This is a genomic window from Mycobacterium riyadhense, from assembly GCF_963853645.1.
GTDB lineage: Bacteria > Actinomycetota > Actinomycetes > Mycobacteriales > Mycobacteriaceae > Mycobacterium > Mycobacterium riyadhense.
In genome coordinates this window covers 4,278,247-4,303,188 of sequence record NZ_OY970456.1, presented here as the reverse complement: position 1 = coordinate 4,303,188, position 24,942 = coordinate 4,278,247, and the positions used below count along the sequence as shown (strand labels likewise).

Here is a 24,942-nt window from a genome sequence, read left to right as displayed (position 1 = left end):
TGGGATGGGTGGTAGCCCTAACCCGAATCTGCTCCACGAGCTGGACCCGACGATGGCGCAGCAGTACGACGCGGTGTGGCGATGGATCGATTGGCCGGACCGGAGGGGCAAGACCGACACTGGAATCGACCTGGTCGCGCGCGAACGTGAGACCGGCAACCACACCGCGATCCTGTGCAAGTTCTACGAGCCGGCGCTGGATCTTGGTGTGCCCGCACCGGCGGGGCCGAGCATCTCTTCGCCGGTGATGACGGCACAGCCCCGGTGCGGATCGGGCAGCCCAGAGTTGTCGTACCCGGCTGCGATGATGAAGTCATGTCCTCGACCGCCTCGTCCGACGCCGCTGCAGTGCGTCCTGACCAGCGCCTTGAGGTGTTGTTCGAGGAGTTGGCGGAGCTGACCGGTCAGCGCAATGCGATTGATGGGCGCATCGTGGAGATCGTGGCAGAGCTGGATCGCGACGAGCTGTGCGGCGCTACGGGCGCCCGGTCGGTGGCGGCGTTGGTGGCCTGGAAGACCGGCTCGTCATCGGCGAACGCCCACACGATCACCACCGTGGCGCGCCGGCTTGAGGAGTTTCCCCGCTGCGCCCAAGGCATGCGGGAGGGCCGACTGTCGCTAGATCAGGTCGGCGTCATCGCGGCGCGAGCGGGCGAGGGATCCGATGAGCACTATGCGGAGCTGGCCCGCAGCGCCACGGTCAACCAGCTGCGCACCGCGCTCAAGCTGGAACCGCGCCCACCGCGCCCCCAACCCGATTCTCGACCGCAACCGCAGCCCTCGATCACCAAGATCACCGACGACGAGTTCAGCTGCTGGCGGATCAAACTTCCCCACCTCGACGCGGCGAAGTTCGACGCGGCACTGCAGTCTCATCTTGACGCACTGATCGCTGAGTGGAAGCACGATCACGACAACCGCGACGGTGCATCCGATCAGGCACCCCCGTTGCCGGGCACTGTCGAGGCGTTCATGCGTCTGGTCGAGGCTGGGTGGGATACCGAGGCGACCCGCCGGCCCCACGGCCACCACACCACCGTGGTGATGCATCTGGACGTCGAGCAGCGCGCCGCTGCGCTGCACCTGGGTCCGCTGCTCAGCGAGTCTGAACGCCGTTACCTGATGTGCGATGCCACCTATGAAGTCTGGTTCGAACGCGACGGCGAGGTCATCGGCTCCGGTCGAGCGACCCGCCAGATCAACCGCCGGCTTCGCCGTGCGCTCGAGCACCGCCACCCCACGTGCGCGGTTCCGGGTTGTGATGCCACCCGTGGTCTGCACGCACATCACATCCGGCATTGGGAAGACGGTGGCCCCACCGAGCTGGCCAACCTGGTGCTGGTATGCCCGTATCACCACCGGCTGCACCATCGAGGCCTGATCACCATCACCGGACCCGCAACCAACCTGACCGTCACCGATAGCGCCGGTCGGCCGCTGAGCGCAGGATCGCTAGCCCGCCCACCGAAGAAACCTCCGCCTGAGGTAGCGCCCTGCCCCGGACCCACCGGCGAGCGCGCCGACTGGTGGTGGTATGAACCATTCCAGCCGCAACCACCACCGACAAACAACTAGGCCGGTCACCGGTGCCGGTCGGCACCAGCACCCTGGAGCGAAGCCTAAACGGTTTGGGGCATCAAGGATTTCGTTCGTACTATCCGCTCTGCCGCATCCTGAAAATCGGGGCCGACAATCAAACCCGCACCACCGCCGACCCGCGACGTGACGACCTCCGCACGCCCTCATCAAGATCCGCGCTGACGGTGCGCGCTAGTTGGGGCCGAGCGTTACCCTGCTCGGTTCACGTTCGGCGCTGGGCTTGGCCGGGCTGGATCGTCGACCGCGACCGCATCACCACCGACAAAGCGTCCCGATTCGTCGGCGATCCCAACGACTGGTGCACGAGCGCGTCGATCCCATCTACGTCGTCGATCTCATTAAAGCGAAGCCGTCGACATGACCTTGCGCCAGTGCATATCCCGATCGAACCTATTCCCGCGGCATGGCATCACGTATCGGAGTTGATCTCCGCGCACACGCGAGCGACCCCCAAACGATTGGTCCGGCAGCCGCTTCCGTGGCGGCTTCACGACTTGTGCGCCGACGGCAGCATGTGGTCCGACATTTTTGATCGGCCAGTCGACGGATGGTCGGATCCGCCGCATCGGTACACCCGCTCGGCGAAAGGCGTTCAAGCACCTACGCTTCTGCGATCTCCACGAACCGGCAGCCGAGCGTAGCTACCGGTCGGGTGGGGTCTGCTGACCACGACGTGCGGTCGTACCTCGCCGATGCGGGCAAGACTTCAGCGTCGTGGTGTTCCCCGAACCCGACTCTGAAACGAAGTCAGACTCATCGCCACCACCCGCTCGACAGCGGGCGCCTGCTTAGCGGCTCAGACGGAATCGCTTGAGCCGTGATGTCGCTCCCGACACCAATTCGACTCGACTTCTTGGCAATTGGAGGTGGGCCGCGAGCAATCGGGTCACCGCGTCGTTCGCCTTGCCGTCAACCGCCGGCTCGCGGACGTAAATTGTCAGCTCACCGTGGGGGCCGACCTCGACCAGGGGTCCCTTGCGACTGCCGGGCTTGACCTTGACGACGACGGAGTCGGTCATGTCGCGCAACGCTACCGTTCTGTTTGGTGCGCTGCGTGAGCGCGGTTTGGTCGCGGCGGCGCGCTTGCTGTCGACGACGAGGGCGCGCGCTGACTTGCCTGCGCGACCGAAGTTGGCAAAGTCCGTAACGAGGGCGGAGATGTGTTGATCATCAGGGGGTGGATCGATCGCATCGAACGGGGCGCGGTTCGTATCAGCACCGCCACCCGCCTTGAGATTGGGTTCTCGTTCCGATCTAGGGTGCAGGCACGCAGTGAGTTCGCGCTGCGCCCCTTGCCCTGATGCCGGTGGAATATCTGACGCCGGCGGCCGAGGACCGTGCTGTCGAAGTGCAACTTCTGTTGGCCGATCGAGGCGAGCATCGTGCACCGTCAATTCCTGACCTCCTCTTCGCGGCCCCGCCGAGATACCCCGGGCTCATGGTCTTGGCGCTAGACGAGGATTTCGAGCTGATACCGCGGATTTCGGGGCAACCGATCGAGCGCCTGCATGTCACCGCGTAGCAGCCCGGAGTCCATACTTAAACTGCTGGGCCTCTTTCTCCAGGTCAAACGTCCGGGCCAAGATCACAGCGGCGGTGTCTTTGCCGTCGTCTTCGTCGCGTGGGCGCTTGCGTGACCGGTCATCACCAAGCCTGATGCTCAGGACACCAGGCCGAGCAAAACATGAGAAACCGTTCGATGTCCGCCAGAAGGTTGGTGGACACGCGACCAACCGGCGTCCCGGGGTTCGACCGGCGGACCGTCGATTCCGGTTGTCATGGGTACGGCGATGCGCGCGTGTCAGAACAAGAGCTCGGTGCGTAGTCCGCAATGCGTGCGGATCACCTCGTAGTCGCGGTCACGATGTGCCGCAGCGACGCCGATCCGCAACGCCATCGCGGCCACGTGGCAGTCGATCAGGCTGCGTAAGGTGTCGCCGCCGCGACGACAGCGCCGGTGAATGGCGGCGGCATCTTCTGCGTCGCGGACCGGGGCAACCGGCTCGATGTCGAATCGCTGCAGCAGCCGCCGCCGCAGTGCGGCCCTGTCCTCATCGGTCGTACCGATCAGCAGCTCCATCAGCACCACCTCGGGCACGATCACCGTCGAGTTAGCGGCAACGCGATCGGCCAACCAACGACTGGCTAACGACTGCGACGTGGAGAGAAATTCAATCCAGACTGAGGTGTCGACAATCATCTACGACTCGTCTGCGAGCTTTATGTCCGCATCCGAGAATGATTCGATCTCATCGTTGGTGAAATCGAAACCGCTGCCCTGGAGCGCCAAAGCTTCATCGCGGCTTAGCGGTTCACCCACGAGCCTGCGCAGCGCGAGATCGACGGCGCTCCGCTTGGAATCGAGTCGGTACATCCGCGGCGCGGCGGCCACGAGTTCGTCGTCGATATCGATGTTGGTCCGTGACATCACCCCACTATGCACCTTCATGTGTATCAAGGTGTCGCTTAGTCGAGCCCGGAGGACCGGTGGGGAATGTATGGTGGAAATTCATCCCCGAAAGCCTGCGACGGTCTAAAACTTCTTGAGTTCGCGGACGATCTTGTTGAACGGCTGAATCGATGCCAATCCTTTGCGCAGGCTCCGCTGGAAAGCACTGAAGTTAACCAGGACGATGTAGCGCACTCCGCAGTCGCGCCACTGCGCGGCTTGGTCGATGGCCTCTTCGGGCGTGCCGTTGAGCCCGATTTCCCGGAGCAGCGTGGTCGGAATCTGGTCGAGGTAGGACAGGGCTGTTTGTTCGTCGATGTCGTGTGGCAACAAGTCCTGCGTTCCCGAGAAGCCTGCTCCTAACGGGTGCTGGGCGCCGTGGCGGGCGAAGATTTCGTCCGATGCATTCAGTCCACCGATCTTGATCAGTGGGGAGTCGAGCGCCTCGTCAACATCGGCGCGGGTGCGGCCGGTGACAACAGGCAGCCACACGGCGGGAGTGATCGACATGGGGTCACGACCCGCGTCGGATGCGGCGGTGCGAACGATTTCCAGGCGTTGCGCGTAGTCCTTCGGTTGGTGCGGAAACCCGGGATACCACGCGTCGGCGTAGCGACCGGTAGCGCGCAGCATCCGCGGGCCATGAGCAGCGATCCAGATCTCGGGCCACCTACCCTGGTACGGGGGGAGATCGAACAAGGCGTTCCGCAACGGGAAGAATGGCGAATCGCGGTTGACCAGTTCTCCGCCAGAGTCCCACAGCGCCCGGATTGTGGCCATCGCTTCTTCGAACCGCGCGACTGGCTTTGACCAGTCCACTCCATAGGGCTCGTTGCCCTCGCGTTCGCCAGTTCCAATGCCGAGTATCGCGCGTCCACGACTCAGCTGATGCAGTGTCGCGGCAGCCTGTGCGGTGACGGCAGGATTGCGCCGACCGGTGTCGGTGACGCTGACGCCAAGGCGCAGTCGGCCGACCCGGTTATGTGCGGCAAGGTAGCCGAGCATGGTCCACGGCTCCAAGTACGCATCGAGCCTGGGTACCAGTTTTGTTGCACCGCAATACTTCTGCTTCCACAACGAACGGGGGAACAAGCCGTTGAGGTGATCTGGAACCCAGAACGAGTCGACGCGGTTGCTAACAGCGCCGAGGTAATTGGCCCGAACGAGAGTGCTGGCCGTCGGTCGTGCCGCAATCAAGCCGTCTTGCACACCTACCCGGAATCCCGTCGTCATTGGACAACCGCCGTCCGTGCAGTTCCCAACCGCACCGGCAGCTGCGACCAACCCCGCAGAGTTCGGGTCTCCCGTCTACTTCCTGAGCCTGCCGCACGCGCATCGGGGAAGCGCTCGAAGAACATTCGCAATCCGATTTCGCCTTCGGCGCGGGCAAGTGCGGCACCCAGGCAGAAGTGGCGACCACCGGCGAATGTGAGATGTCGGTTGGCGTTGGCGCGTGCGACGTCAAAGCGGTGCGGATCGGCGAACACTGACGGATCCCGGTTGGCCGCCGCCAAATAGAGCACCACCAGCTGGCCTCGCTTGACGGCCGCACCCGCCACCTCGACGTTCTTGCGAGCTATTCGCCCGGTGAGCTGAATCGGTGACTCCAACCGCAGGATCTCCTCGACCGCGTTGGGCCAGAGCTGCGGGCGCTGGTTCAGCGCGTCCCGCTGTTCGGGCGCGTCCAACAATGTCTGTATCCCATTGCCCAACAGGTTCACCGTTGTTTCGAAGCCGGCGCCCAACACCAGCCCAGCGATTGCCCGCACTTCCATTGCTGTGAGACGTGTTTCCGCGGGGCCACTTTCAGAGGCTTGGATCAGCTGACTCATCAGATCGTCGCCGGGGTTAGACCGCAGTTTCTCGAGGTGCTCGGTGAGCCAGAACAGGAGTCCTTTGAGCCCTCGCTGCATCTGCTGGTACTGACGCCAGGACAGCCCAAAATCCAAGCTGGGCGCTGCCAGCTCACCGAACTCAAGAATGCGGCTTCGGTCGTGATCGGGCACGCCCAAGATGTCGCCGATGACCGCGACCGGGAGTTGCGAGCAGTAACGGTTGATGATGTCAACGGCGGTCGGCTGGTCAGTGAGCTGATCCAACAGCGCCGACGCAGTCTCTGTGATGCGATCGCGTAATGCGGCCACTGCTTTCGCCGTGAACACCGAAGACACTGCCTTGCGATAACGCGTGTGATCCGGCGGCTCAACGGCCAGCATTGACGGCGGCAGCAGCGGATGGAGTAGCTCGTCGTCCCGAGTGCGGCGCTCTAGCCAGCGCAGTGGCGCCTGCGCCGGCAAGTTCGATCCGAGCGAGAACACCTCGAAGTCTTCGGACCGCAGCAGCTCGTGGACGACCGCATGATCAACGGCGAGGTGGCTGCCGTAGCTCGACGCCAGGGGGCCGATGGCCCGCAATTCGTCGCAAAACGGCGCCGGGTTTGCCTTAACCATGGGATCCGCGAGCAGCCGGGACTGCAGGTCGCCCAGCCGGACTCCAAGCCGCACGGCCCCGCGGAGGAACCCATGCTGCGCAACCCAGTTCAGTCTCTGCCGCAAGGGGCCTCCATCGGTTAAGTCATCGATACCCGCACTGGCTGAACAATTTTCGGTCATACGGCCTGACCAATCTCTTCGAAGGGTTGGGGCGCGGCGCGGCGCGGCTCGTCCGTGAGTCCCCACCTGGTGTGCCATCGACTCAGTGGCGTCGGTGCCCACCAGTTCGCGCGTCCTAGGAGTCTCATGAAGGCTGGTATGAGGATCGTTCGGATCAGGAATGCGTCCAAAAGGACGGTGATCGCCAGTCCGGTCCCCAACATTCGCTCCGCCTGCACCTGCGATGTGATGGTTGCGACGAAAACGATCGCCATCACCGTTGCGGCCGCGGTCACGATCCTGCCCGTCCGCGCCAATCCGAGTGCTACCGCACGCTCGTTGGCGCCGGACCCGCGGTCGTTGTTGAGCCATTCTTCGCGGACGCGAGACAATACGAACACTTCGTAGTCCATGGACAGACCGAAGGCGACGCCGAAGATAAACGGAATGAATTCGGCGTTTATGTGGCCTGTGGCCGTTGTGCCGAAGCCGCCAAGATGGCCGTCCTGGAAAATCCAGACCATCGCGCCGAACGCGGCAGTCAACGACAGCACATTCATAACAAGCGCTTTGATCGGCAGCAGGATGCTTCCGGTGAGTAGGAATACGAGTAACAAGGTTGTTGCCGCAATCAAAATGAACGCGAGAGGTACTTTGTTCACTATTGCGTTGACATCATCGATGTTCTGCTGTGCAACTCCTCCGAACAGGGTCGGCGCGGGCGCCTCGATGTGTTTGAGGTCAGCGAGTTGAGCCTTGCCGGCAGCGGAGTAGGGATCGAGTGAACTCGAGACGGTCAGATAGGTTGCACCCTTGGCTTGTGCTGCGCCGTAGGTGTCGGTGCTCACCTGTTTGCCGTTGACGTAGGTCCCGTCCGGTGCGGCGACAGAAACGACGTCGGTCACTCGCGACAGCCGCAGCGCATATCCGCTCACAGCCGAGGCCGGTTCGCGGGATGGGATCACGATCCGGATCGCATTGCCGGACTGAGGAAATGACTCTCGCATCGTGTCGCCTGCTTGACGGGCTTGCGCGGTGGTCGGCAACATCCGGTCATCCGGGTAAGCGACCTTGATCCCGAGGGCTGGGATACCGAGGATGACGTACAAGGTGGTAACCAGCAGCACGACCGGTACCGCGTGGCGCATCGCGAAGACGGCGCTTCGGTAGAAGAACGTTTCCTGCGGCGCCTTGTGTTTCGGAGCCTCTCGACCAATCAACCGATACGCGGGCTTGCGGAGGTCCCACTTGTCGATGCGGTCACCGAGAAGCGTTAACAACGCCGGCGCAACCACTAGGGCACCGATCAAGCACAGCGACACACCGATGAGTCCGGCGTAAGCCAGTGAACGTAAGAAGTACATCGGGAATATGGTCATGGCCACCAGTGACAGCGCTACCGTGACCGCGGAATAGGTGACGGTGCGTCCTGCGGTGTTCATTGTGACCGCCATCGCCTGCCTGGGGGTCTTACCGCTGGCGAGTTCTTCGCGATATCGGTTAATGATGAACAAGGTGTAATCGATCGCCAGAGCAATGCATAAGGCGGAGGCCAGGTTAAGCGCGAAAACCGACACACTGGTGAACATGGATAGGGCTCGCAACGCCGCGGTTGTTACTTCTATCGCGAAGACGGCCACGGCAATGGGAAGTATCGCGGCTAGCGCGCTGCCGAAAATCCACACCAGGACAACGAAACACAGTGGCATCGCAATGGCTTCGATCGTTGTCAGGTCCTTGCGTAACTGCCGATTGACGTCGTAATAGGCGATTGCTTGACCGCCGGGCTTCACGGTGACACCGCCGTGGGTGCCCACGATGGGATTCGCGATGTCGTGAGCTCGCTGCGGTGCATCGCTATCCGAGCCGGCGATCTGCGCGACGATCAGGCCGGTGCGGTGATCACTGCTGACGAGCGATGCGGCGATCGCCGGCTCGGGTGGCTCGGATAGCGACGTCGACCAGTAAGAGCTGATCTGCTGCACGTATCGCGAATTATGCAGCGCTTCAAGCACATTCTGGGCACAAGCGCGTGCAGCAGGAGCGTCCACCCCGCTGGGATCGGTGATCTCGAAGACGATCGGCATGCCACCGGCGTGAAAGTCGTTGGCCAGAATTGCTTGAGCCTTCGCCGACTCCGACCCCGGATCGTCATACCCGCCGGCAGGCAGTTGTGCGCTCACCGGCGCGCCGAAAATGCCTGCGGCCAAAAGAAGTAACGCTGCTGTTGCGATGATGATTCGCGGAGCGCGCTGGGCGAGCGCGCTCAACTTCGTGAAGATCATGTTCGTTTGCGCTTCCCGAATCAGCCCGGCATCGGATGCGGTATGCCTCGATCAACGCTCGCGGCGAGTCCCGGTGCGGGTTCGCCGAGCAGGACCTCCCGCAGACTCGCGGCGAATTGCGCTGCGCCCTCGGCGTCGAACTGGGTGCGGCAGTAGCGCAGTGTCAGGAAAATCTCGCCGTTCATTGTGGCGACCGCCACGCTGGTGCCTAACTGCGTGCAGGCCGGCCCCGAGGCCCACAGCTCGGTCGCCACACCCGCCCCGGGCCCGAAGTCGAAGGGCTGGGACAGGTTGGCCAGATTACTCAGCACCCCCGTCTCGGCCCCCGGCAGACCGAGTGCCCAACGGACGGCCGCGTGACGCAGACCCGCTGGCCAGATGCCGGCCATGCCGAGGACGTCGACCATCGTGCCTGCCAGCCGCTGCTTCTTCAGCTGCGCGGTGCGCTCGGCGACCGCTGCCTGAGCCGTGACGATGTCGGACTGTGCGTACTCGGGAACGCGCACCGGAACCATCGACTCGATGTTGGAGACGAGCTCAGTGCCCCACTCGGCGGGTCGCAGGTTGATCGGCATCAATAACGAGATCCGTCCCGGGGCCACGCCCCGCTGGTCATTGAAGCGGCGGATCGTGACGGCCAGGGCAGCCAGCAGCAGGTCGTTGATCGTCGCCGGCTTCACCCGGCGAGCGGCGATGCGGGCGGCCTCGTCGCGGTCGAACCGGAGCGTGTGGACATCCTGTCCCTGGACGCCCTCCGAACCGCCGTCGACGGCCAAAGACACGGCGGGGTCGTTGCGGGCGTCGGAAAGGTGTCGCGCGATGGCACGCAGCCGGGTCCGGGCATCGGCTAGGGTTCGCCATCCGATGTGCCCGCGCAGGTTGCGTGCCTCGGCAAGCGGAAGGACCGGCTGTGGGTCGTCACTGCCCGTGTAGACGCGGCAGATCGATGACATCAACCGGTAGACGCTGACTCCGTCGCCCACCACGTGGCTCATGTTCATGATCAGGTGGTCGCCGTCAGGGTGGTGGGCGAGCGTCAGCGCAAGCGGGGGGCCGACGCGCAGGTCGATCCGCCAGTTCAGCAGGCGCACGCGTGCCGCCTCGACCTGGGCGTCAGTCGTGCAGTCGACGATCTCGAGTGGAACCGCCGCGACCTCGTCGTCGATCAACCAATGCAGCGCCCGTGTCATGGGCCCGAAGGGTGCCATCCGGGCGCGAGCCATCGGGTGGCGCCGGACCGCCTCGAGCGCGGCGGCGGCGAGGCGGTCCGGGTCCAGTCGTCCTGCCACGCGCACCTCGAAGTGGCAGCTCCAGAGATCGGGCGCCTGGTCGAAATGGAAGATCCCCGTGTCGACTCGGTTGAACGGGATTCGCTCTGACATCAATATCTCCTCGGGGTTGCTATTGCGGCTTTGGTACGGGGAACTGTGACCGAATGAATGCGTCGACGACCGCTGCCGGCATCAGCTGGCTCATCGAGACTGCGAATTTGGCAAAGGCCCCGACCGGGTACCGGGTCCGAGGCCGGCGGGTATGCGCGGCCCTAACGATGGTCTTGGCGACCTGGTCGGCGCCGAGCACGAAGTTCCTGGCCTTCGGCTCGTAGGCGGCGTCGATCCGGGCTGCAACCTCCGCGTGGAAACGGTCGTAGGTGCCGTCGCCGGTGCGAGGGGGGAGGCTGGCGTTGAGCGTCTCGCCGAACGAGGTGTCGATCGGACCCGGCTCGACGATGACAACCTTGATGCCGAACGGACGCATCTCCATTCGGAGGCCGTCGGATATCGACTCCACCGCATGCTTTGACGCGTGCACGCCGAACGAGCCGGGCAGCGTGAAGTGTCCGCCCATCGAGGAGAGATTGATGATCCGGCCGCAGCGCCGGGCACGCATGCCGGGCAGGACGAGCTGTGTCAGGCGGACCAGTCCGAACACGTTGGTCTCAAACTGCGCACGAAGGTCGTCGAGCAGTACGGCCTCGACAGCGCCCTGCAACCCGTAGGCCGCGTTATTGACCAGGATGCCGACCGCGCCGTGGTCGGCCTCGACGCGTTTGACCGCCGCGACCATCGATTCCTCGTCGGTGACATCGAGCCGCAGGCCGACGGCACCCTGCTCGACGAGGGCGGTGAGCGTCTCCGGACGGCGCGCGGTCGCGTAGACCGGATGCCCGGCGCGCAGGAAGCGCAGCGCGCTGGCCCGACCCACACCCGACGAACAGCCGGTGATCAACACTGGCGCGCTGTTGTTCATGACTTTGATTTCTCCTCGTGCTCGGCCGAGGTGTCGATGACAACTGCGCCCTTGAGCCCGCCCGTGGAGAACAGCTGCCACATATGACGACGTCGGGGTTTGCCGCTGGAGGTGCGTCGGATCATGCCCCTGCGGCCGGTCACGATGGTGATGTGCGGCTCCGGGCCGAGTTCGCCGCGCAGCCGTTCGGTCACCTTTTCGGTCCACGAACCCGGGCGGGCCTCGGCGAACACCACCAGACCCGCCCGACCCTCGTGCATGCTGCTCACCACCGCTACCCGGTCGCGGTTGAGCGGCCCCGCCTCGGCCACTTTTGCGTCGAGATCCTCCACGTAGACATTGCGGCCCCGGAGTTTGAGGCTGTCCCCCATCCGGCCGACGACGAACAGTTCGCCCCCGTGGAAGAAGCCCGCGTCCCCGGTGCGCAACACCCCGTCCGAGAACCGTGTTGCCCGATCCGGATGCTGGCCGTGATAGCCCAGAGCCACTGACGAACCGGTGACCGTGATCTCTCCCAGGTGGCCGGCTGGCAACGGTGTGCCGTCCTCGTCGATCACTCGGACCGCGATACCGTCCGCCGGTCCGGGACTCCCGTGTCCGACCAGCCAGCCGGTTTCGTTCGTGGCCCAATCGGTGCTGAACCGGGCCTGCTCGAGGATCCGTACCGGCTCGCCGATCCCCATGGAGGCCCAGTCCGGGCGCACCAGCAACATCTCTTGACCGCCGCCGGGCGACGTAACGCCAAGCGTGTTCTCGGCAAGCCCGTAAGCAGGGACGAATGCGGTGGACGCGAACCCAGCCGGCGCCGCGAACCGCGCAAACGCGGCCAGAGCCAAGGGATCGACGACTTCCGCCCCGACGATGACGCTGCGCCATGCGGACAGGTCGAAATTCACCAAGCGGTCGGGGGTGATGCGCCGGGCGAGGTAGGCAAACGCGAACGACGGCGACGCGGCATGCCGGGCCTTGCCGGGTCCAAAGCATGACAGCCATCGGCCGGGATCCCTGATGAACTGAAGTGGGCGCATCAGCCACAAATCCGATTGCGTGGCGACGGCGGGCAGCAGGCACCCGATCAGTCCCATGTCGTGGTAGAGCGGCAGCCAGGAGGCGCCTCCTTCCCCCTCAGCCCACCGCGTCCAGCGGCGCAGCACGGCGAAGTTCGCCGCCAGGTTGTCCCAGGAGACGCGTACGCCCTGTGGATTGCCGGTGGAACCGGAAGTGAACTGCAGCAGCGCGATTTCAGCCAAACCGTTCGGCGCTGCGGACAGTTCCCCCGCCACCGCGGCCCGGCCGTCGACGACCATCGGCGATCCAAACATGCCGGCCTGCGCCATCGCTTTGCCCATCAACGGCGCGATCTCCGCGGAGGTGACCACGACGGCGGGCTCGGCACGGCGCAGTACCGCGCCGATGTGATCGACGTAGTCCTGATCGGATTGGAAGGAGGGCTCCGGTAGCGGGCAGATGGTCGCACCGGCCAGCCACACGCCGAAAAGGGAGATCAGAGTGTCATAGGTGGTCGGCGCGGTGAGGCAGACGACATCGCCGGTCTGTACCCCGGCCGCGCGATACTCGGCCGCCACCTGGGCGCTCGCCTTGGCGATTGCGCGGTAGGTGAAGCGTTGCCAGCCGCCGGCGTCATCGGCCAGGTAAAACCCTCGGTCGTCCCGGGGCGCGAACATCCAATCAACGAACATCGACATGGCCTGGTAATCCGTTCCTTTCATGTGCTCACATCGGAGATGGGGGCGCGGGGTTCCCTGAGTCGAGGCACGAAGCGGCCCGTCCGTGCCAGGTATCGCGCGTACTGGGCCCCGTATTCGGAGCCGGTGAGTCGGCGTTCCTCGCTGGCAGCCGTGGCGTTCAGGACCACGCCGGCGTAGATCGCCAGCGCAATCGTCGTCCAGTACGGGAAGAACACCACGGCGCCGGTGACGGCGAGGAGGTACGACGCGTAGAAGGGGTGTCGTATCCGGCGGTAGGCACCCTCGGTCACGATGTGGCGCGGGGTGTCGTTGACCTGGTGCCACAGGGAGATCGGGACGCGGTGCGTGCCCAGCGTGAAAAACAGCAGGCTGAGCGAGCCCGCCGCAAGGAGCGTGGCGAGTAGCTCCGAGGGAGCATCCCAGCTCCGCGGTCGGTACGGGGCGAGCACGGCCACCCATGCCACCACGAGTGCCGCCGGGCACAGCCCGAATGGAAGGGCGGTCAACCACCATCTGAGGTTGAAGGTGCCATCCTTCCGGAAGAAGATTCTGGGCGTCACGATGATCACGAGGAAGTTCACGACGTACAGAACAAGGAGGGGTGTGTTCATCACCGGCCAATCACCTGCTGCGGTCACGCATCCGACGTCACCCGCGACCGCTGCAACAGCTCAACCAGCTCGCCGAGATTGGTGACCTCGCGGAGCTGTGTCTGGGTGAACATGGTGTCGAACTCCTCCTGCAGGTCAACGACCGCCTCGACGAGCATGAAGCTGTCGGCGGCCAGGTCTGCCAGGGTGGTCGTCGGCGTGAGCTTGGCCAGCGGAATAGAAAGAGTGGCACTGATGCGCTCGGCGACCTCGTCGAACGTGATTTCCTGTGTAGACATGTTTCTCCTCGGTAGTGAATGCATCGGTGCATCCGTTGATGTGGGGGTTGTCGGACGACGGAACGCCACCGCCATGCAGAGGTGCTCCCCGGTTCCGGGCAGTCTGGTGCGGGTGTATCCGAAGACCGTGGATCGACCGGGGGCCGGCTCTTCGTGCGGCAGGTTCCGGACGGCGCAGCCGGTGGCCGCGGTCGGATCGACGAGTGCGTAATCCCGTAGCGTCGCACGCTCGTTGTTCATGTCGGCCTTGAACAGCGCCTCCTTTACCGTCCACAGGCTGACCTGCTGCCGCCGACGCTCGGCGATGGGGAGGGTGGCCAGCCAAGCCTGAGCGCGTCTATCGAGAAAGAACCGGGCCACGCGGGGATCGGCGTCGCGATCCGGCTCGACGTCTATCCCGACGCCGGTCACCAGGTGGGTGGGATCGACCACCACTGCCGCGGCGCCGACCCGTTCGGTATGGCTCAACGAGATCCGCGGGTGCGGGAAGGTATAGCGCGCCGTCTCTGGCGGTAGCCCGGCCAATCCCAGAAGCAGTCGTAGCGCGCGCCGCGAGGTCAGCCACTGCCGCCGCTGCTGCTCGCCGGCAAGCGTCGCAAGCCGAGCAGATTCGTCGGCAGTGAGCACGGCCGGATCCAGCGGCCGAGTCGTTGTCGTGGCGAGCAGCGTGATCATCAGCGGGCTTGAGCTTCCGCGGCTGCGTGGTAAGTGGCGGTCAACTCGGCGATACGCTCGCTGTACTCGTCGAGGGTCTTGGCATAAACCTCCTGGTCGGCGGCCGTATGCCGCTTGAGTGTCAGCTCGATCTCCTCGGCGCCGTACTTATCCTCCATCGCCTTGAGCGCCTCGCGGACGTACTGGATATGCCACCGTTCGTCCAGCATGATTTTTTCGATGGTCTGCTTGACCGCCGGATGGATACCCGGTAACCGCACGTGCTGGCGGTACTGGCCGATCACACGCTTTTCGAGGACCTGGGTGATCGCCATGACCTCCATGACGTTCGCCGGCAACCCGATCGCGTCGATGTACTGGTCCTGGTATGCACGCTGTGTCTTCAGGGGCAGCTCGCCAAGCTCGTCGATGCACTTCGTCCAGAAGTTGGCGTGGTTGGCCTCGTCGGCGAAGTGGTGTGTCACGTCGAGCAGGAGCGGCCCGCGGACGAACCGCGCCACCCGGGCGAAAAATTGGGCCGCATTGATCTCTGAGTGGCGGTAGTAGCTGAGCAGCCACAGGTCGTTTTCGGAAAGGCTCATCGGATCTCCTTAGATTTGAGAATTTCGTCCCCAGCGGGTGGCGACGAGATGGGAAACGGTCGATTCAACGAGAGCGAGGGGATCCTCGATCACGGGTTCCGGCCACACCGCATACAGCGCGTCGGTGGCGAATTCCTTTGATAAGAAGAGCTGCTCGCCGAAGGAAGCCACCGAATCAAGCGACTCCTTGACCGGACCCTTGCGTAGCACCTCTGCGGTCTCAACGAGGTCCTTGAAGCTTTCCGGGTCGCAGTACAGAGGCCGGAGGATCCTGCGCCGACGGAATCCCTCGTCGCGCTCCAACACGGTGTACGCGGTGTCGACCAGCTCGCCGACCGTCGCGTTGTTTTTGTGTTCGGGGCACACGTTGAACACACCGCCGGGCTTGCACGGATCGAGAAGAGCGGTGATCGCGGCTGCGACGAACGAGCCCGTGACGACGCTGACCGGGGTGTCCTTGGCCCCCGGCACGACGGAGAGCAGTCCATAGAAGAAGAGCTTCACCGTGTTGTGAAAAGCGTTGTACTGGCTGACGGTGCCGGACAGGTCGTCCGCGATGATCGTGGGCAGTCGCAGCACCGACAGGGGCAGATCGGCGCAGGCGGCCAAAGCATGTTGTTCGGCGGCCCACTTCGACCATTCGTAGTGGTTGACGAACCCGGCGTCGCCAAGTGGCGCCTCGGCGATCCTGCCCTGATGCTTTCCCGCCGCGTAGAGGGTGGAGATGACGGCAAGACGTCCTAGGTCGGGGCAGCGCGACGCGAACTCGCAGACGCGGGCGGTGCCATCGACATTCGTCCGTTGGGCCAGGTCCCGTTCAACGTTGAATCGGATGACCGCGGCGGCATGCACCACCGCCGTCACCCCCTTGGTGTCCAGGTCGGCAAGTGGGTCTGCCTCCCGCAGGTCCGCCGGCACGATCGTGGTACGGCGATCCAGTACCGGACCGAGGAGCCGCTCAAGTCTGGCCCGTTTGGCGGCCAGCTCGTCTTTACCGCTCGCGCGTACCACCAGGACGAGTCGGTCGTCTGTGTGCTCGAGCAGGTCGGCGGCGATCTTGTGCCCCACGTAGCCGTCGGCACCGGTGAGGACGGTTATACCGATCATCGGCGCACCCCCGCCGCGTCCGCGCACGCCGACGCGGCGGCGCCTTCCACATCCGGCCAGGATGACGGGTCGAAGCCGTGCCGGTCGGTGATGGCGAACAACCATCGCTCGATACCGAAAGCCAGGCAGGCGGTGCTTGCTGGTTTGCCGCCATAGCTCAGCTGAAATCCCACGCCAAAATGGTCGTGGTGCAGGTTCACCGACCCGATGGCCAGACCGCCACCGTAGGTAGCTTCCTGCTTCACCGGCTGCAGGCGCTGGAACAGGTATTTCGGGTTGCGCTCCGGTCGGAAGAAGCAGTCCGTCGCGGACTGCCAGTTAACGGGTACGTCGACGAGCGTCGCGAACCGACCGACCAGCTCGCGAGCCGCCTCGGCGAAGTTGATGGTCTCGGCCTTGTCGGCCAAGCACACGATCTCGCGCATCGTGAAGCTCCGCAGGCGCCGCAGCGGCTCGTAGACCGTCTCCTGCCGAAAGCAGGTGTTGCGCGTGGTCACGTACAGCGGGCGGTCGAGTGTCTCACCCTGGTGGGCGGCGTACACGTGGTAGCAGGCCGCCGGGGTGAGGACGTCACGGATCGGCGATAGGCGGGTCACGGCAAGGTGGCCGGCCTCGTCGACCACCGGGCCGGCGACGAACTCGTCGAGGTTCGTCTCTTGCGGGTCTAGCCGGACCGCGAAAGTCGCCTGTTGCGGGAATGACCCCAGGTAGTCAGTGCGCTGCAAGACGTCACCGGCCAGGGTTGCCGGGTGTCGCTCGTCTTGCGCCTGCCACACCGCGCCAATTCGTTGAAAGGCACGATCACATTCTTCGGCCAGGCGAAGCAATTGACCGCGCAAACCGGCCTGGCCCGAATCTCGCCAGACGAGCCCCAGCCGGGCCAGCGCGGCGACGCGTTCCCCAGCCTTGAGTTGGGATATCGAGCTCATGCCGTCAACCCCCGCGCGTCGCCGAACCGGCGTAGCAGCGTATCGATGTCCCGGAAGTCGCCCGGACGGAGATCCTCGACGTCGATCGGAGCGCCCCGCAACCGTTCCAGAAGCAGCAGCAACTCCGGCAGATGTACCGAGCGGACATGGCGCTCCTCGAACAGCGGCGTCTGGTCGGTGAGTTCCACCGGCTCGAGCCCTGTCGCTTTGGCGAGCACCCAGCGGCGCAACGCCTCCCGTATTTCTGGTTCAGAACGCATCGGCTGGCTCCTCGGGGAGAATCCGGTTGGACAACAAGAAGTCGAGACACTTGGTGGACACCGCACGCCGGTGCTCCCGCTGCTGGGGGGCATTCCACGCGTCGTCGGCGAGCTGCCAGGGGTCGTCGAACCCGACATTGGCGAACACGTCTGGGTTGTAGTACTCCCGCCAGCTCGCGACGAAGAACTGCACCAGCTGATCGCGCACGTCGGCGATCATCGCTTCGTCCCAGGACGGAGCACATGTCTCCCACAGCAAGGTCACCAGCCGACGCCCGAAAACCAGATGCCGTGCCTCTTCCACGTGGTGGTTGTGGTTGATGAACCGGGCGATCGGATGCAGTCGGGCGTCTCGAGCCTGGACCCAGTTGTAGCGGTCGACGATCTCTTCGAAGATCATCGTTTTGGCGAAAAAGAGGAAGTCTTCGACGTCGCTCGGCGGCCGTTCGTGATCCAGCGCGAGCTGCCGGGTCCGGTACACCTGCGCGTAGCGGGTGCAGAACCCGCCGAAGTAGATGCTGTGCTTGTTCTCCTCGTCGAGGAAGTGATGCAGGTAGTCGGCGACGTCCATCAGGTCGCGGCGGTAGAGGCGGGCCGCCAGTCCCTGCATGAGCGACTTCTCGCCGTGGATGTTCAGGCTGTAGAAGTTCGCCGCCTCGTGGAAGGCGAGCAGTCGTCGGGTAGGTTCGGCCAACTGGTCCCAGATGGCCGTGCCGTACAGACTCAGATACTCCGGGGTGCTGAACCAGTCCCGCTCGGGATGTACGGCTTCGGGCCAGTCCACCGCGGTGTAGGGATTTTGATAGGACTTCCGGGAGAGGTGGCTGAGTCGCGCCGACGTCTCGCCCATGGTGGCCAGCGCATCACGCAACCGCCGCGGACCGGAGCTCACAGCACCGTTCGTCATGCGAACTCCGTTGTGGCTTCAAGGATTACGCACTGGTAGGTCAGACCAGAGCCCGCCACGACGAGCGCCAACAGCTCGCCCGGACGTATCCGGCCGGATCCGATGAGTTCGACCAGGTTGATCACCTGGTCGGCCGAGATCGCGTGGCCGACATCGGCGAGCGAGCTGAAGCAGACCTTTGCTATGTCCACGCCGAGGAATCTGGCGAGAACCTGCCACGCCTTGTCGTTGGTGTTCTGCGTGACAATCCAGGCCACATCGTCGATCCGCAGTCCGTTACGCGTCAGGGTTTCGGTGATGACCCGATGCGTATAGGTGAAGAAGGTGCCAACGGTCTCGTCGTCATCCGCGTCGACGAGCCCGCCGTTGGTGATTTGATGGGCGCCGACGTACCGAAATCCGCGCGGCTCGCGTTTGACGATGCAGGCGGCCGCACTGTCAGATATCAGGTTGTACGCCTGTTCGTACCTCGCCGTTTCCGGGAAGCGGTCGGCGGTTACGCACAGGACCCGCCGCCACTGCTCCTCCGCGGCAAGCATCGTCGTAGCTAGCCGGATGCTTCCCAGCATTCCCGTGCAGCCCTGCTGATTGAGGCCGATGACGACCGCACCATCTAATCCGAAGTCGGCCTGAAGCCGACTGGCCGGGAAGTCCATGAGGTGCTTGACGTCGCCAGTACGCTCCCACATCTTCTGGCTGCCCACGTTGCCGTTGACCGGGAGGCAGGTGGGGTAGATGATCGCGTCGATATCCGCCAAACCGACCGTGTCGGCAAGCTCGGTGGTCACCGCCTTGGCCAGATCATATGGCCCGGTTGACGTTTCGCACACGTGATGCCAGCGAAACCCAGCGGACTCCAGATCCTCCGCGCTCGATACCAGCTTGCCCGCCGCGGCCGAATCGCGGACATCACACTTCCGCTCACCGAGCGAATAGACAAATGAATCGACGTATGCCGCTACCATGCCGGGCTTTCCCAATTCAGGTCGTAGAACGCCGCCGCCACCGTCCGTGGCGCCGCAGCGCCAAACGACATTCCCAGCACGGTTGCACAACCAAACCGTGCGATCGTCTTCCTAGCCTGTGTCATCGGACTCTTTCTTCTCCGGGGTTGTTGTCATTGCGCCGGATACACCGCTATATACCTATACGGGGTATATGTGTACGTATAGTGCGGTGTTTTAAGTTGTGGGACAGTATTTTTCAAATCTGACCTATGCCCCCTAGGGCATATAGGCAGACGATTTCATTGCGGTTTGCCCGCGCCAACCATCCCGGGCGTGCGGCAACTACGACGCACACATGTCTGTGCCCGGATCTTCAGCGCGGCTATCCCTGCGCGGGCGACGGTGCCTCGACAGAGTCGACGACGAAATCGGGATGGTGGAGCTGAGGACTCAGCACTGCTTTACTGCTCCTTGGTAGCCGGGTGCCATCGTTTGGACTCCGCCTCCACCTCGATCCCCATCGGCGTAGCTGCCACAGGGCAGGTTCGCTTCCGAACGATCGATTCCCTCACGTGCAAGATCTTGCCGGCGCGCCTGCAGGGAATCATTGCCGAGTTATAAAATCCCCTGGTCAGAGGGGCCTCGGACGGCCGATGTCGAATTTCTAGGACTCAGCAACAGACCCGGTAGCAGACATTGACGCGTGTTCGACATGCCGTTGCAGGCTTGATCGTGCCCGCGCGAACACCGCGCCGCTGGTCGGCGCATCACGGGCGTCGAGACCGGCCAGGCCCAGGCAGTCCGCAAGGACATCCAGTTGGGCTGCGGTCAACGGAGGCGGCTTGCCGGCGTTCACGAGCGCGCAATGCAGGAACGCGGCATCTTCGTGACTGCCGAGCCGGAACAACAACCGCGTGATATAGCGCAGGGCGACCCATTGCTCGGTCACGTCGCCGAACCGGTCCCAGTGGTCAAGCACCGCGATCAGCATCTGCGCCGCCGCGGTTGGTTCGCCGTGCATGGCCCGGGTCGCCGCGGCCCCCATCAGCGCGGTTCCGTACACCCAGAAGTTCTGCACGTCCGCGGCCAGCCGCGCCGCATCGTCGAACAAAGCCAGCGCTTGCTCGGGTTCGGACCTTCTCGTCACAAAGCCCAGGGCAAAGTAGGCCAGTGCCTGTGCCGTTGGATTGGCCGTGCCGTCGGCCACCTCTACGGCCTCCCGCGCGGCCGATAAGGCGGAGTCAGGGTTTCCCACCAGTGCCTCACAGACTGCGAACAGATAAAGCGTCCACGCCAGCCTGATCGGGTCAGCGTCCCGTCGAGCGAGCGCCACCTCGGCATCCCAGTACGATCGAGCGCCCTGCCGGTCGCCCTCGAAAAGCGCAATATCGGCCAGCACGTCTGAGGGATAAACCACGCGTGCGGTGCAGCGGGCGGGACGCCGTCCCCCCGCCATGGCCGCCAGCGATTTTGCGTGCGCAAAGTCGGCGTGATTCCACGCCGCGCGGGCGGCCACCCCGACTATGGCGGGGAACAGCGGATGATCAGGGTCGGCGACGGCGCCGAGCTGCGCAGCCCGATCGGCGTCTTCGTAACCCATGCGCCAGCCAAGAAACTCGGGCGTGGACGCGCCGAATCGCAGCGCCAGGCCGGTGTCGTGCCGTTCCATCGCATGGTCGAATGCCGCGCGCATGTTGTCGTAATCGGGCAGCAGGCGCTCGACCCAGTCCCGCTCCTGCGCGGTTTGCAAGCCGGCCCCGGCGCGTTCGGCCAGTTCGGCGAAATAGCGTGCATGCCGCATCGCACATCGCGTGTCAATCCCGCTCTCCTGCAAGCGCTCTCGCCCGAACGCGCGCAACGTTTCCAGCACTCCGTAGCGGGTCCGGTCGGTGACGTTGCGGACGACCACCATCGACTTGTCGACCAGGCCGGAAAGCAACCTGAGCGTGTCGTGCTCGGCGGCCCCGGGGGCACCGCACACGCGGTGGGCGGCTTCGAGGTCGAACGTGCCGGCGAACACTGAAAGCCGGGTGAAGAACGACTGTTCGGTTTCGGTGAGCAGCCGGTAGGACCAGGCGATCGTCGCGGCCAGGCTCTGTTGCCGGGGATGGACGTCGGGCGCCGCGCGGTCCAACAGACGCAGGTCGTCCAAACGCCGCGCGAGGTCGCGGGTGCTCATCATCCGCGTTCGCGCCGCCGCCAGCTCCACGCCGAGGGGCAGGCAGTCGACGCGGGAACAGATCTCGGCGACCACACCCATCGGTTGCTCGTCCAGCGTGAAGTCCGGTCGGCTGGCCTTGGCCCGATCGACGAACAACCGGATCGCGTCCTCGGCCAGCAGCGGCGAGACAATGACGATTTGCTCACCCTCAACGCCGAGCGGCTGCCTGCTTGTCGCCAACACCGACACCCGCGGGCAATTTTGGACGATCCGAGATACCAAACTCGCCGCCGCTTCCAACACGTGTTCGCAGTTGTCGACCAGCAAGAGGACCTCGTGCGCCCGGAGGTACTCGATCACCGATTCCTCAAGATCCAGGCCCTGCTGTCGCCACACCCGACCGGCTGCAGCAACGGCCTGGGCCACGGCGTTGCCGTGCTCCAACGGCCCCAATTCGCAGATCCACACGCCTTCGCCGAAGCGGTCCTGCTCGCGGCGCGCGACTTCGACGGCCAGCCGGGTCTTGCCGACACCACCGACCCCGATGAGCGTCACCAACGGGCCCTTACCCAGCGCTTCGGCGATCTGTCCCAGCTCGTGTTCATGGCCGATAAAGCTGGTAGCGCGTCGCAACAGGCCCGAATGTGAGCGATCCACAGCGATCGGGTGCGCCAGCACCGGATGATCCAGCGATGCAGCCGGGGTCGGCACCGGCGCCTCGATCTCCCCGGCGAGAATCTGCTGATGCACTTGGCGAAGCGCCGGGCCAGGATCAACCCCGAGTTTCGCCACGAGTCGCTCGCGTATCCGACGGTAGGTTTCCAACGCATCGTCCTGCCGGCCGCCCCGGTATTGGGCCAGCATCAACTGTCCGGCCACGCGTTCGTTGAATGGGTTGGCGGCCTGCGCCGCAGATAGCTCGACCAACAGCGCGTCGTGTCTCCCCACACGCAATGCGACATCGTTGCGGTCTAGTTCTACGGAAAACCGCTCCGCCTGCAGAGCGGTACGGAGGTCATTTAGCCAGGGCGTATCCAGTAACACGAATGGCTCTCCGGACCACATCGCCAAGGCCCGGTCGAACAAGCCGGCGGCCTCATGCGGATCAGCGCTGGCCCGGGCCTGGGCGACCACAGACCGGAAGCGGTGCAGGTCCACCGATAACGGGTCGGCCCTGAGAACATAGCTGCCCAGGTCACTCGAAATCGTCACGTCTCCGGAACCAGCCAGCAGATTCCGCAGCCGGGACACGTAAACCGCGAGGGTACTTCGGGCGCGATACGGCGGGTTATCCGCCCACACCCGATCCACCATCTGATCCAGCCGCACGGGGCGGTTCACATCGATCAGCAGCGCGACCAGAACAGATCGTTGGCGGGCGGGTCCGATATCTTGGCGTCGTCCGTCGACCAGAACTTGGACGCCGCCGAATAGCCGGAACTCGACCGTCAACCGTGCCACACCCTCTCTGCAAACAGCGCATAGCAAACTCAGCGTGTCGGTACCGCTTAGCATACGACCATCGGGGCTCCGCCGAACCATGCGCGTGCCGGGCCTGAGCGCGGCCAGCAACGCCTCCGGTGCCCCAATTGTCCGGTCGAGCTGGCGTCGGGCGTCTTAGCTCAGTGAGTAGCGAATCGGCAGGTGGTCGAGGCCGCCGACGAATACCGTAGGAAAGAATTCCGGATCACCGCTCAGCTCAATGGATTTCAGCCGGGGCAGGAGCTGGGTGAAGAAGCTACTGACTTCCATGCGGGCTAGGGCGGCGCCCATGCAGAAGTGCACACCGTGACCGAAGGCCAAATGTTTGTTGGGCTGGCGTCCGATGTCGAAGCGGAACGGTTCGTCGAAGACGTCCTCGTCGCGGTTGGCCGACGCATAAGAGAGCAGCACGGAGTCGCCTGCGGCAATGGGAATTCCGTGTACCGCGATGTCTTTGGTGGCGGTGCGCATGAACTGCTTGGTCGGGGTGACCCAGCGGATCATCTCCTCAATGGCAAGCGGCATTAGGCCAGGATTATCGCGCAGGCGCGCGAGCTGGTCTGGATTCTCGATCAGCGCGTGCAGTCCACCGGCGATGGTTGCGGTCGCGGTATCGTGGCCGGCGGTGGCGAAGAGTCCCAAGTAGGACAACGCATCGATATCCGAGAGCGGCTTGCCGTCAATCCGGGCGTTGGCGATTGCCGACGCAAGGTCTTCGGTCGGTTGCTCGCGCCTAGACACGATTACCGCGCCGAAGTATTGCACCGCTTCGGTCAATCCCGGTAGCTGGCCTTCAGTCATGGTGGTGCGTTTGGAGCCGCTGTCATTGGCGCCGAACAACTCCCGGGTAAACCTGAGCACACATGGAGAGGCCGTCTCGGGCAGGCCTAACAACGACATGATCACGTCGAGCGGGTAATTGACCGCAACCTGCTGAACGAAGTCGCACTCTGGGCCGCGGTCCAACATTTTGTCCACATAAATCTTGGCCAGTTCGTCGACGCGGACTTTCAGCGCCCGCATTGCCCTGGGGCTAAACCATTCCGCGCCGATCGCACGTGTTACCCGGTGTTGCCGGCCGTCCATGTGTATCAGCGTGCGTGCGCCCGCCGCCAACCGCGGGTCGACCTCCTGAGCAGCCAGGAACGGGCGCGGGGAATTGGTGAACAGCACGTTGTCGCGCTCGACGGCCATGATGTCTGCGTGCTTGGTGATCGCCCAGAAGGGCTGGTAGTTGGGCGCTTCGACCCATGACACCGGAGCATGGGCACGCAGATGAGTCAGCGCTGTGTGCAACCGCTCGTGGTCGGTGTAGGCCCAAGGATCTGCCAGTACCTTTGCTGCGTTCATCGTCATCGTGACCACTGGCGAAACTCCCTCCGACAAATGGCTAAAGCCCCGGTTGTGTGGGTGCCCACGCTGTGGCGGGCAAAAGCTTTGTGGTAGAGCGGCATTCAAGACGAGGCGACACATCAAGTGACATCAGAGCCGCAGGACAGATCATTTTGGATCTGTGCCCTGCGACTTCTCCTGCGCTTGTGCAGGATGCGGTTGAACGTTGTTTCGAGATGTACCAGCGCCGTGCTGCCAGTACTACGGTCACATTGACCAGCTATTTCCGTCCGCGAGGGGCATTGCGCACATGACGTGTTTCACGGTTCAGGGCACTGCTGGTTCGACTATCTGGCGTCGGAGTGACAACCTCATGTGGCGATGTCTGCAGTTCGGGGTCCGTACGGTTGGTGTGGAGGGCCGAAGTGGCAAGTGGCAGTGAGGCGTTGGATGTGGTCGCCGGAGCGTTGCGGGCCGCGTCGGGGATCGTCGGCGGGCATGCGGCGCAGGTGGCGTCGTCGGTGGGGAGTTTGAGCGGGTCGGTGGAGTTGTGGGGTGTGGCCGCCGCGGCGGTGCATGCCGCGTTGGGGGGTATTGCGGCGCATTCGGCCAGCGACTTTGGTCGGTATCGGCGGCGTTGGTGGTGGCGTCCGGCGGGTTTGCGGCGATGGAGGAAGCCAATAGCGCGGCGCTGGCGTCGGTCGAGTCCGTTGCGGTGCTTTAGCTGTGGGGGCCGTCGAGGGGCCGCTGACACGATCGCGTATCGAGGCATTTGATCAGACGGTCGAC

The 24,942-nt window shown here is 64.2% G+C and carries 22 protein-coding genes and 3 pseudogenes; 4 read left to right on the top strand and 21 right to left on the bottom strand.

The window, feature by feature from the left end; translation table 11 throughout:
* Positions 1–37: 37 nt before the first annotated feature.
* A pseudogene (locus tag AADZ78_RS29195) lies at positions 38–193 on the top strand (hypothetical protein); the annotation flags it as partial.
* Positions 194–315: 122 nt separating this feature from the next.
* On the top strand, positions 316–1,575 hold the full coding sequence (locus AADZ78_RS18930; protein ID WP_085251440.1) for an HNH endonuclease signature motif containing protein: 1,260 nt from the start codon (positions 316–318) through the stop codon (positions 1,573–1,575).
* Between the two features lie 533 nt (positions 1,576–2,108).
* Here the strand turns inward: AADZ78_RS18930 and AADZ78_RS18925 are convergent.
* Together AADZ78_RS18925 and AADZ78_RS18920 are read right to left on the bottom strand one after the other, a co-directional pair.
* Positions 2,109–2,260, bottom strand: a pseudogene (locus AADZ78_RS18925) (DUF433 domain-containing protein); the annotation flags it as partial.
* Positions 2,261–2,387: 127 nt separating this feature from the next.
* The gene (locus tag AADZ78_RS18920) at positions 2,388–2,618 is read right to left on the bottom strand and encodes a DUF167 domain-containing protein (RefSeq protein WP_085251439.1); all 231 of its coding nucleotides are present in this window, start codon (positions 2,616–2,618) and stop codon (positions 2,388–2,390) included.
* Between the two features lie 141 nt (positions 2,619–2,759).
* Between AADZ78_RS18920 and AADZ78_RS18915 the strand changes: the two are divergent.
* Positions 2,760–3,121: pseudogene (locus AADZ78_RS18915) on the top strand (VapC toxin family PIN domain ribonuclease).
* Positions 3,122–3,400: 279 nt separating this feature from the next.
* Here AADZ78_RS18915 and vapC read toward each other — a convergent pair.
* The 19 genes from vapC to AADZ78_RS18820 all read right to left on the bottom strand — a co-directional run bounded on the left by vapC (position 3,401) and on the right by AADZ78_RS18820 (position 24,177).
* Complete coding sequence (gene vapC / locus AADZ78_RS18910) at positions 3,401–3,799, bottom strand: type II toxin-antitoxin system VapC family toxin (RefSeq protein ID WP_085251438.1); 399 nt, start codon at positions 3,797–3,799, stop codon at positions 3,401–3,403.
* Positions 3,800–4,027 carry a type II toxin-antitoxin system VapB family antitoxin gene (locus AADZ78_RS18905; protein WP_085251456.1) on the bottom strand — a complete coding sequence of 76 codons (228 nt, stop codon included), beginning with the start codon at positions 4,025–4,027 and terminating at the stop codon, positions 3,800–3,802. It abuts the gene before it with no gap.
* Positions 4,028–4,132: 105 nt separating this feature from the next.
* Complete coding sequence (locus AADZ78_RS18900) at positions 4,133–5,281, bottom strand: LLM class flavin-dependent oxidoreductase (protein ID WP_085251437.1); 1,149 nt, start codon at positions 5,279–5,281, stop codon at positions 4,133–4,135.
* Positions 5,278–6,603, bottom strand: coding sequence for a cytochrome P450 (locus AADZ78_RS18895; RefSeq protein ID WP_085251455.1), 1,326 nt, complete (start codon positions 6,601–6,603; stop codon positions 5,278–5,280). The genes AADZ78_RS18900 and AADZ78_RS18895 overlap by 4 nt, the downstream gene beginning before the upstream one ends.
* Positions 6,604–6,656: 53 nt before the next feature.
* Positions 6,657–8,924 carry an MMPL family transporter gene (locus AADZ78_RS18890; protein ID WP_085251436.1) on the bottom strand — a complete coding sequence of 756 codons (2,268 nt, stop codon included), beginning with the start codon at positions 8,922–8,924 and terminating at the stop codon, positions 6,657–6,659.
* A 20-nt stretch (positions 8,925–8,944) separates the two neighbouring features.
* Positions 8,945–10,306: a condensation domain-containing protein gene (locus AADZ78_RS18885; RefSeq protein WP_085251435.1), complete on the bottom strand. Its 1,362-nt coding sequence runs from the start codon at positions 10,304–10,306 to the stop codon at positions 8,945–8,947.
* A gap of 19 nt (positions 10,307–10,325) precedes the next feature.
* Positions 10,326–11,174: an SDR family NAD(P)-dependent oxidoreductase gene (locus tag AADZ78_RS18880; protein ID WP_085251434.1), complete on the bottom strand. Its 849-nt coding sequence runs from the start codon at positions 11,172–11,174 to the stop codon at positions 10,326–10,328.
* Positions 11,171–12,904 (bottom strand): AMP-binding protein, encoded by a 1,734-nt coding sequence (locus AADZ78_RS18875; RefSeq protein WP_085251433.1) that lies wholly within the window; start codon positions 12,902–12,904, stop codon positions 11,171–11,173. The genes AADZ78_RS18880 and AADZ78_RS18875 overlap by 4 nt, the downstream gene beginning before the upstream one ends.
* Positions 12,901–13,494, bottom strand: coding sequence for a methyltransferase family protein (locus tag AADZ78_RS18870; protein WP_139828822.1), 594 nt, complete (start codon positions 13,492–13,494; stop codon positions 12,901–12,903). The genes AADZ78_RS18875 and AADZ78_RS18870 overlap by 4 nt, the downstream gene beginning before the upstream one ends.
* Before the next feature lie 23 nt (positions 13,495–13,517).
* On the bottom strand, positions 13,518–14,447 hold the full coding sequence (locus AADZ78_RS18865; protein ID WP_085251431.1) for a 4'-phosphopantetheinyl transferase superfamily protein: 930 nt from the start codon (positions 14,445–14,447) through the stop codon (positions 13,518–13,520).
* Positions 14,447–15,028, bottom strand: coding sequence for a ferritin-like domain-containing protein (locus tag AADZ78_RS18860; RefSeq protein ID WP_085251430.1), 582 nt, complete (start codon positions 15,026–15,028; stop codon positions 14,447–14,449). Before AADZ78_RS18860 ends, AADZ78_RS18865 begins: the two co-directional genes overlap by 1 nt.
* A gap of 9 nt (positions 15,029–15,037) precedes the next feature.
* The gene (locus AADZ78_RS18855) at positions 15,038–16,135 is read right to left on the bottom strand and encodes an SDR family oxidoreductase (protein WP_169726347.1); all 1,098 of its coding nucleotides are present in this window, start codon (positions 16,133–16,135) and stop codon (positions 15,038–15,040) included.
* A complete protein-coding gene (locus AADZ78_RS18850) occupies positions 16,132–17,064 on the bottom strand; it encodes a hypothetical protein (protein ID WP_085251428.1) in 933 nt (310 codons plus the stop codon). The genes AADZ78_RS18855 and AADZ78_RS18850 overlap by 4 nt, the downstream gene beginning before the upstream one ends.
* Positions 17,061–17,324, bottom strand: a complete 264-nt coding sequence (locus AADZ78_RS18845) for a hypothetical protein (protein ID WP_085251427.1) — start codon at positions 17,322–17,324, stop codon at positions 17,061–17,063. Before AADZ78_RS18845 ends, AADZ78_RS18850 begins: the two co-directional genes overlap by 4 nt.
* A complete protein-coding gene (locus AADZ78_RS18840; protein ID WP_085251426.1) occupies positions 17,314–18,231 on the bottom strand; it encodes a diiron oxygenase in 918 nt (305 codons plus the stop codon). The genes AADZ78_RS18845 and AADZ78_RS18840 overlap by 11 nt, the downstream gene beginning before the upstream one ends.
* Positions 18,228–19,019, bottom strand: a complete 792-nt coding sequence (locus tag AADZ78_RS18835; protein ID WP_341343615.1) for a 3-oxoacyl-[acyl-carrier-protein] synthase III C-terminal domain-containing protein — start codon at positions 19,017–19,019, stop codon at positions 18,228–18,230. The genes AADZ78_RS18840 and AADZ78_RS18835 overlap by 4 nt, the downstream gene beginning before the upstream one ends.
* 170 nt (positions 19,020–19,189) lie before the next feature.
* On the bottom strand, positions 19,190–19,321 hold the full coding sequence (locus AADZ78_RS18830; protein ID WP_264033204.1) for a hypothetical protein: 132 nt from the start codon (positions 19,319–19,321) through the stop codon (positions 19,190–19,192).
* A gap of 521 nt (positions 19,322–19,842) precedes the next feature.
* Positions 19,843–22,791: a BTAD domain-containing putative transcriptional regulator gene (locus AADZ78_RS18825; RefSeq protein WP_085251454.1), complete on the bottom strand. Its 2,949-nt coding sequence runs from the start codon at positions 22,789–22,791 to the stop codon at positions 19,843–19,845.
* A 165-nt stretch (positions 22,792–22,956) separates the two neighbouring features.
* Positions 22,957–24,177, bottom strand: coding sequence for a cytochrome P450 (locus AADZ78_RS18820; protein ID WP_085251453.1), 1,221 nt, complete (start codon positions 24,175–24,177; stop codon positions 22,957–22,959).
* Positions 24,178–24,578: 401 nt separating this feature from the next.
* On the opposite strand from AADZ78_RS18820, the gene AADZ78_RS18815 reads away from it, so the two are divergent.
* Complete coding sequence (locus AADZ78_RS18815) at positions 24,579–24,929, top strand: hypothetical protein (protein ID WP_139828821.1); 351 nt, start codon at positions 24,579–24,581, stop codon at positions 24,927–24,929.
* The last annotated feature ends 13 nt before the right edge of the window (positions 24,930–24,942 follow it).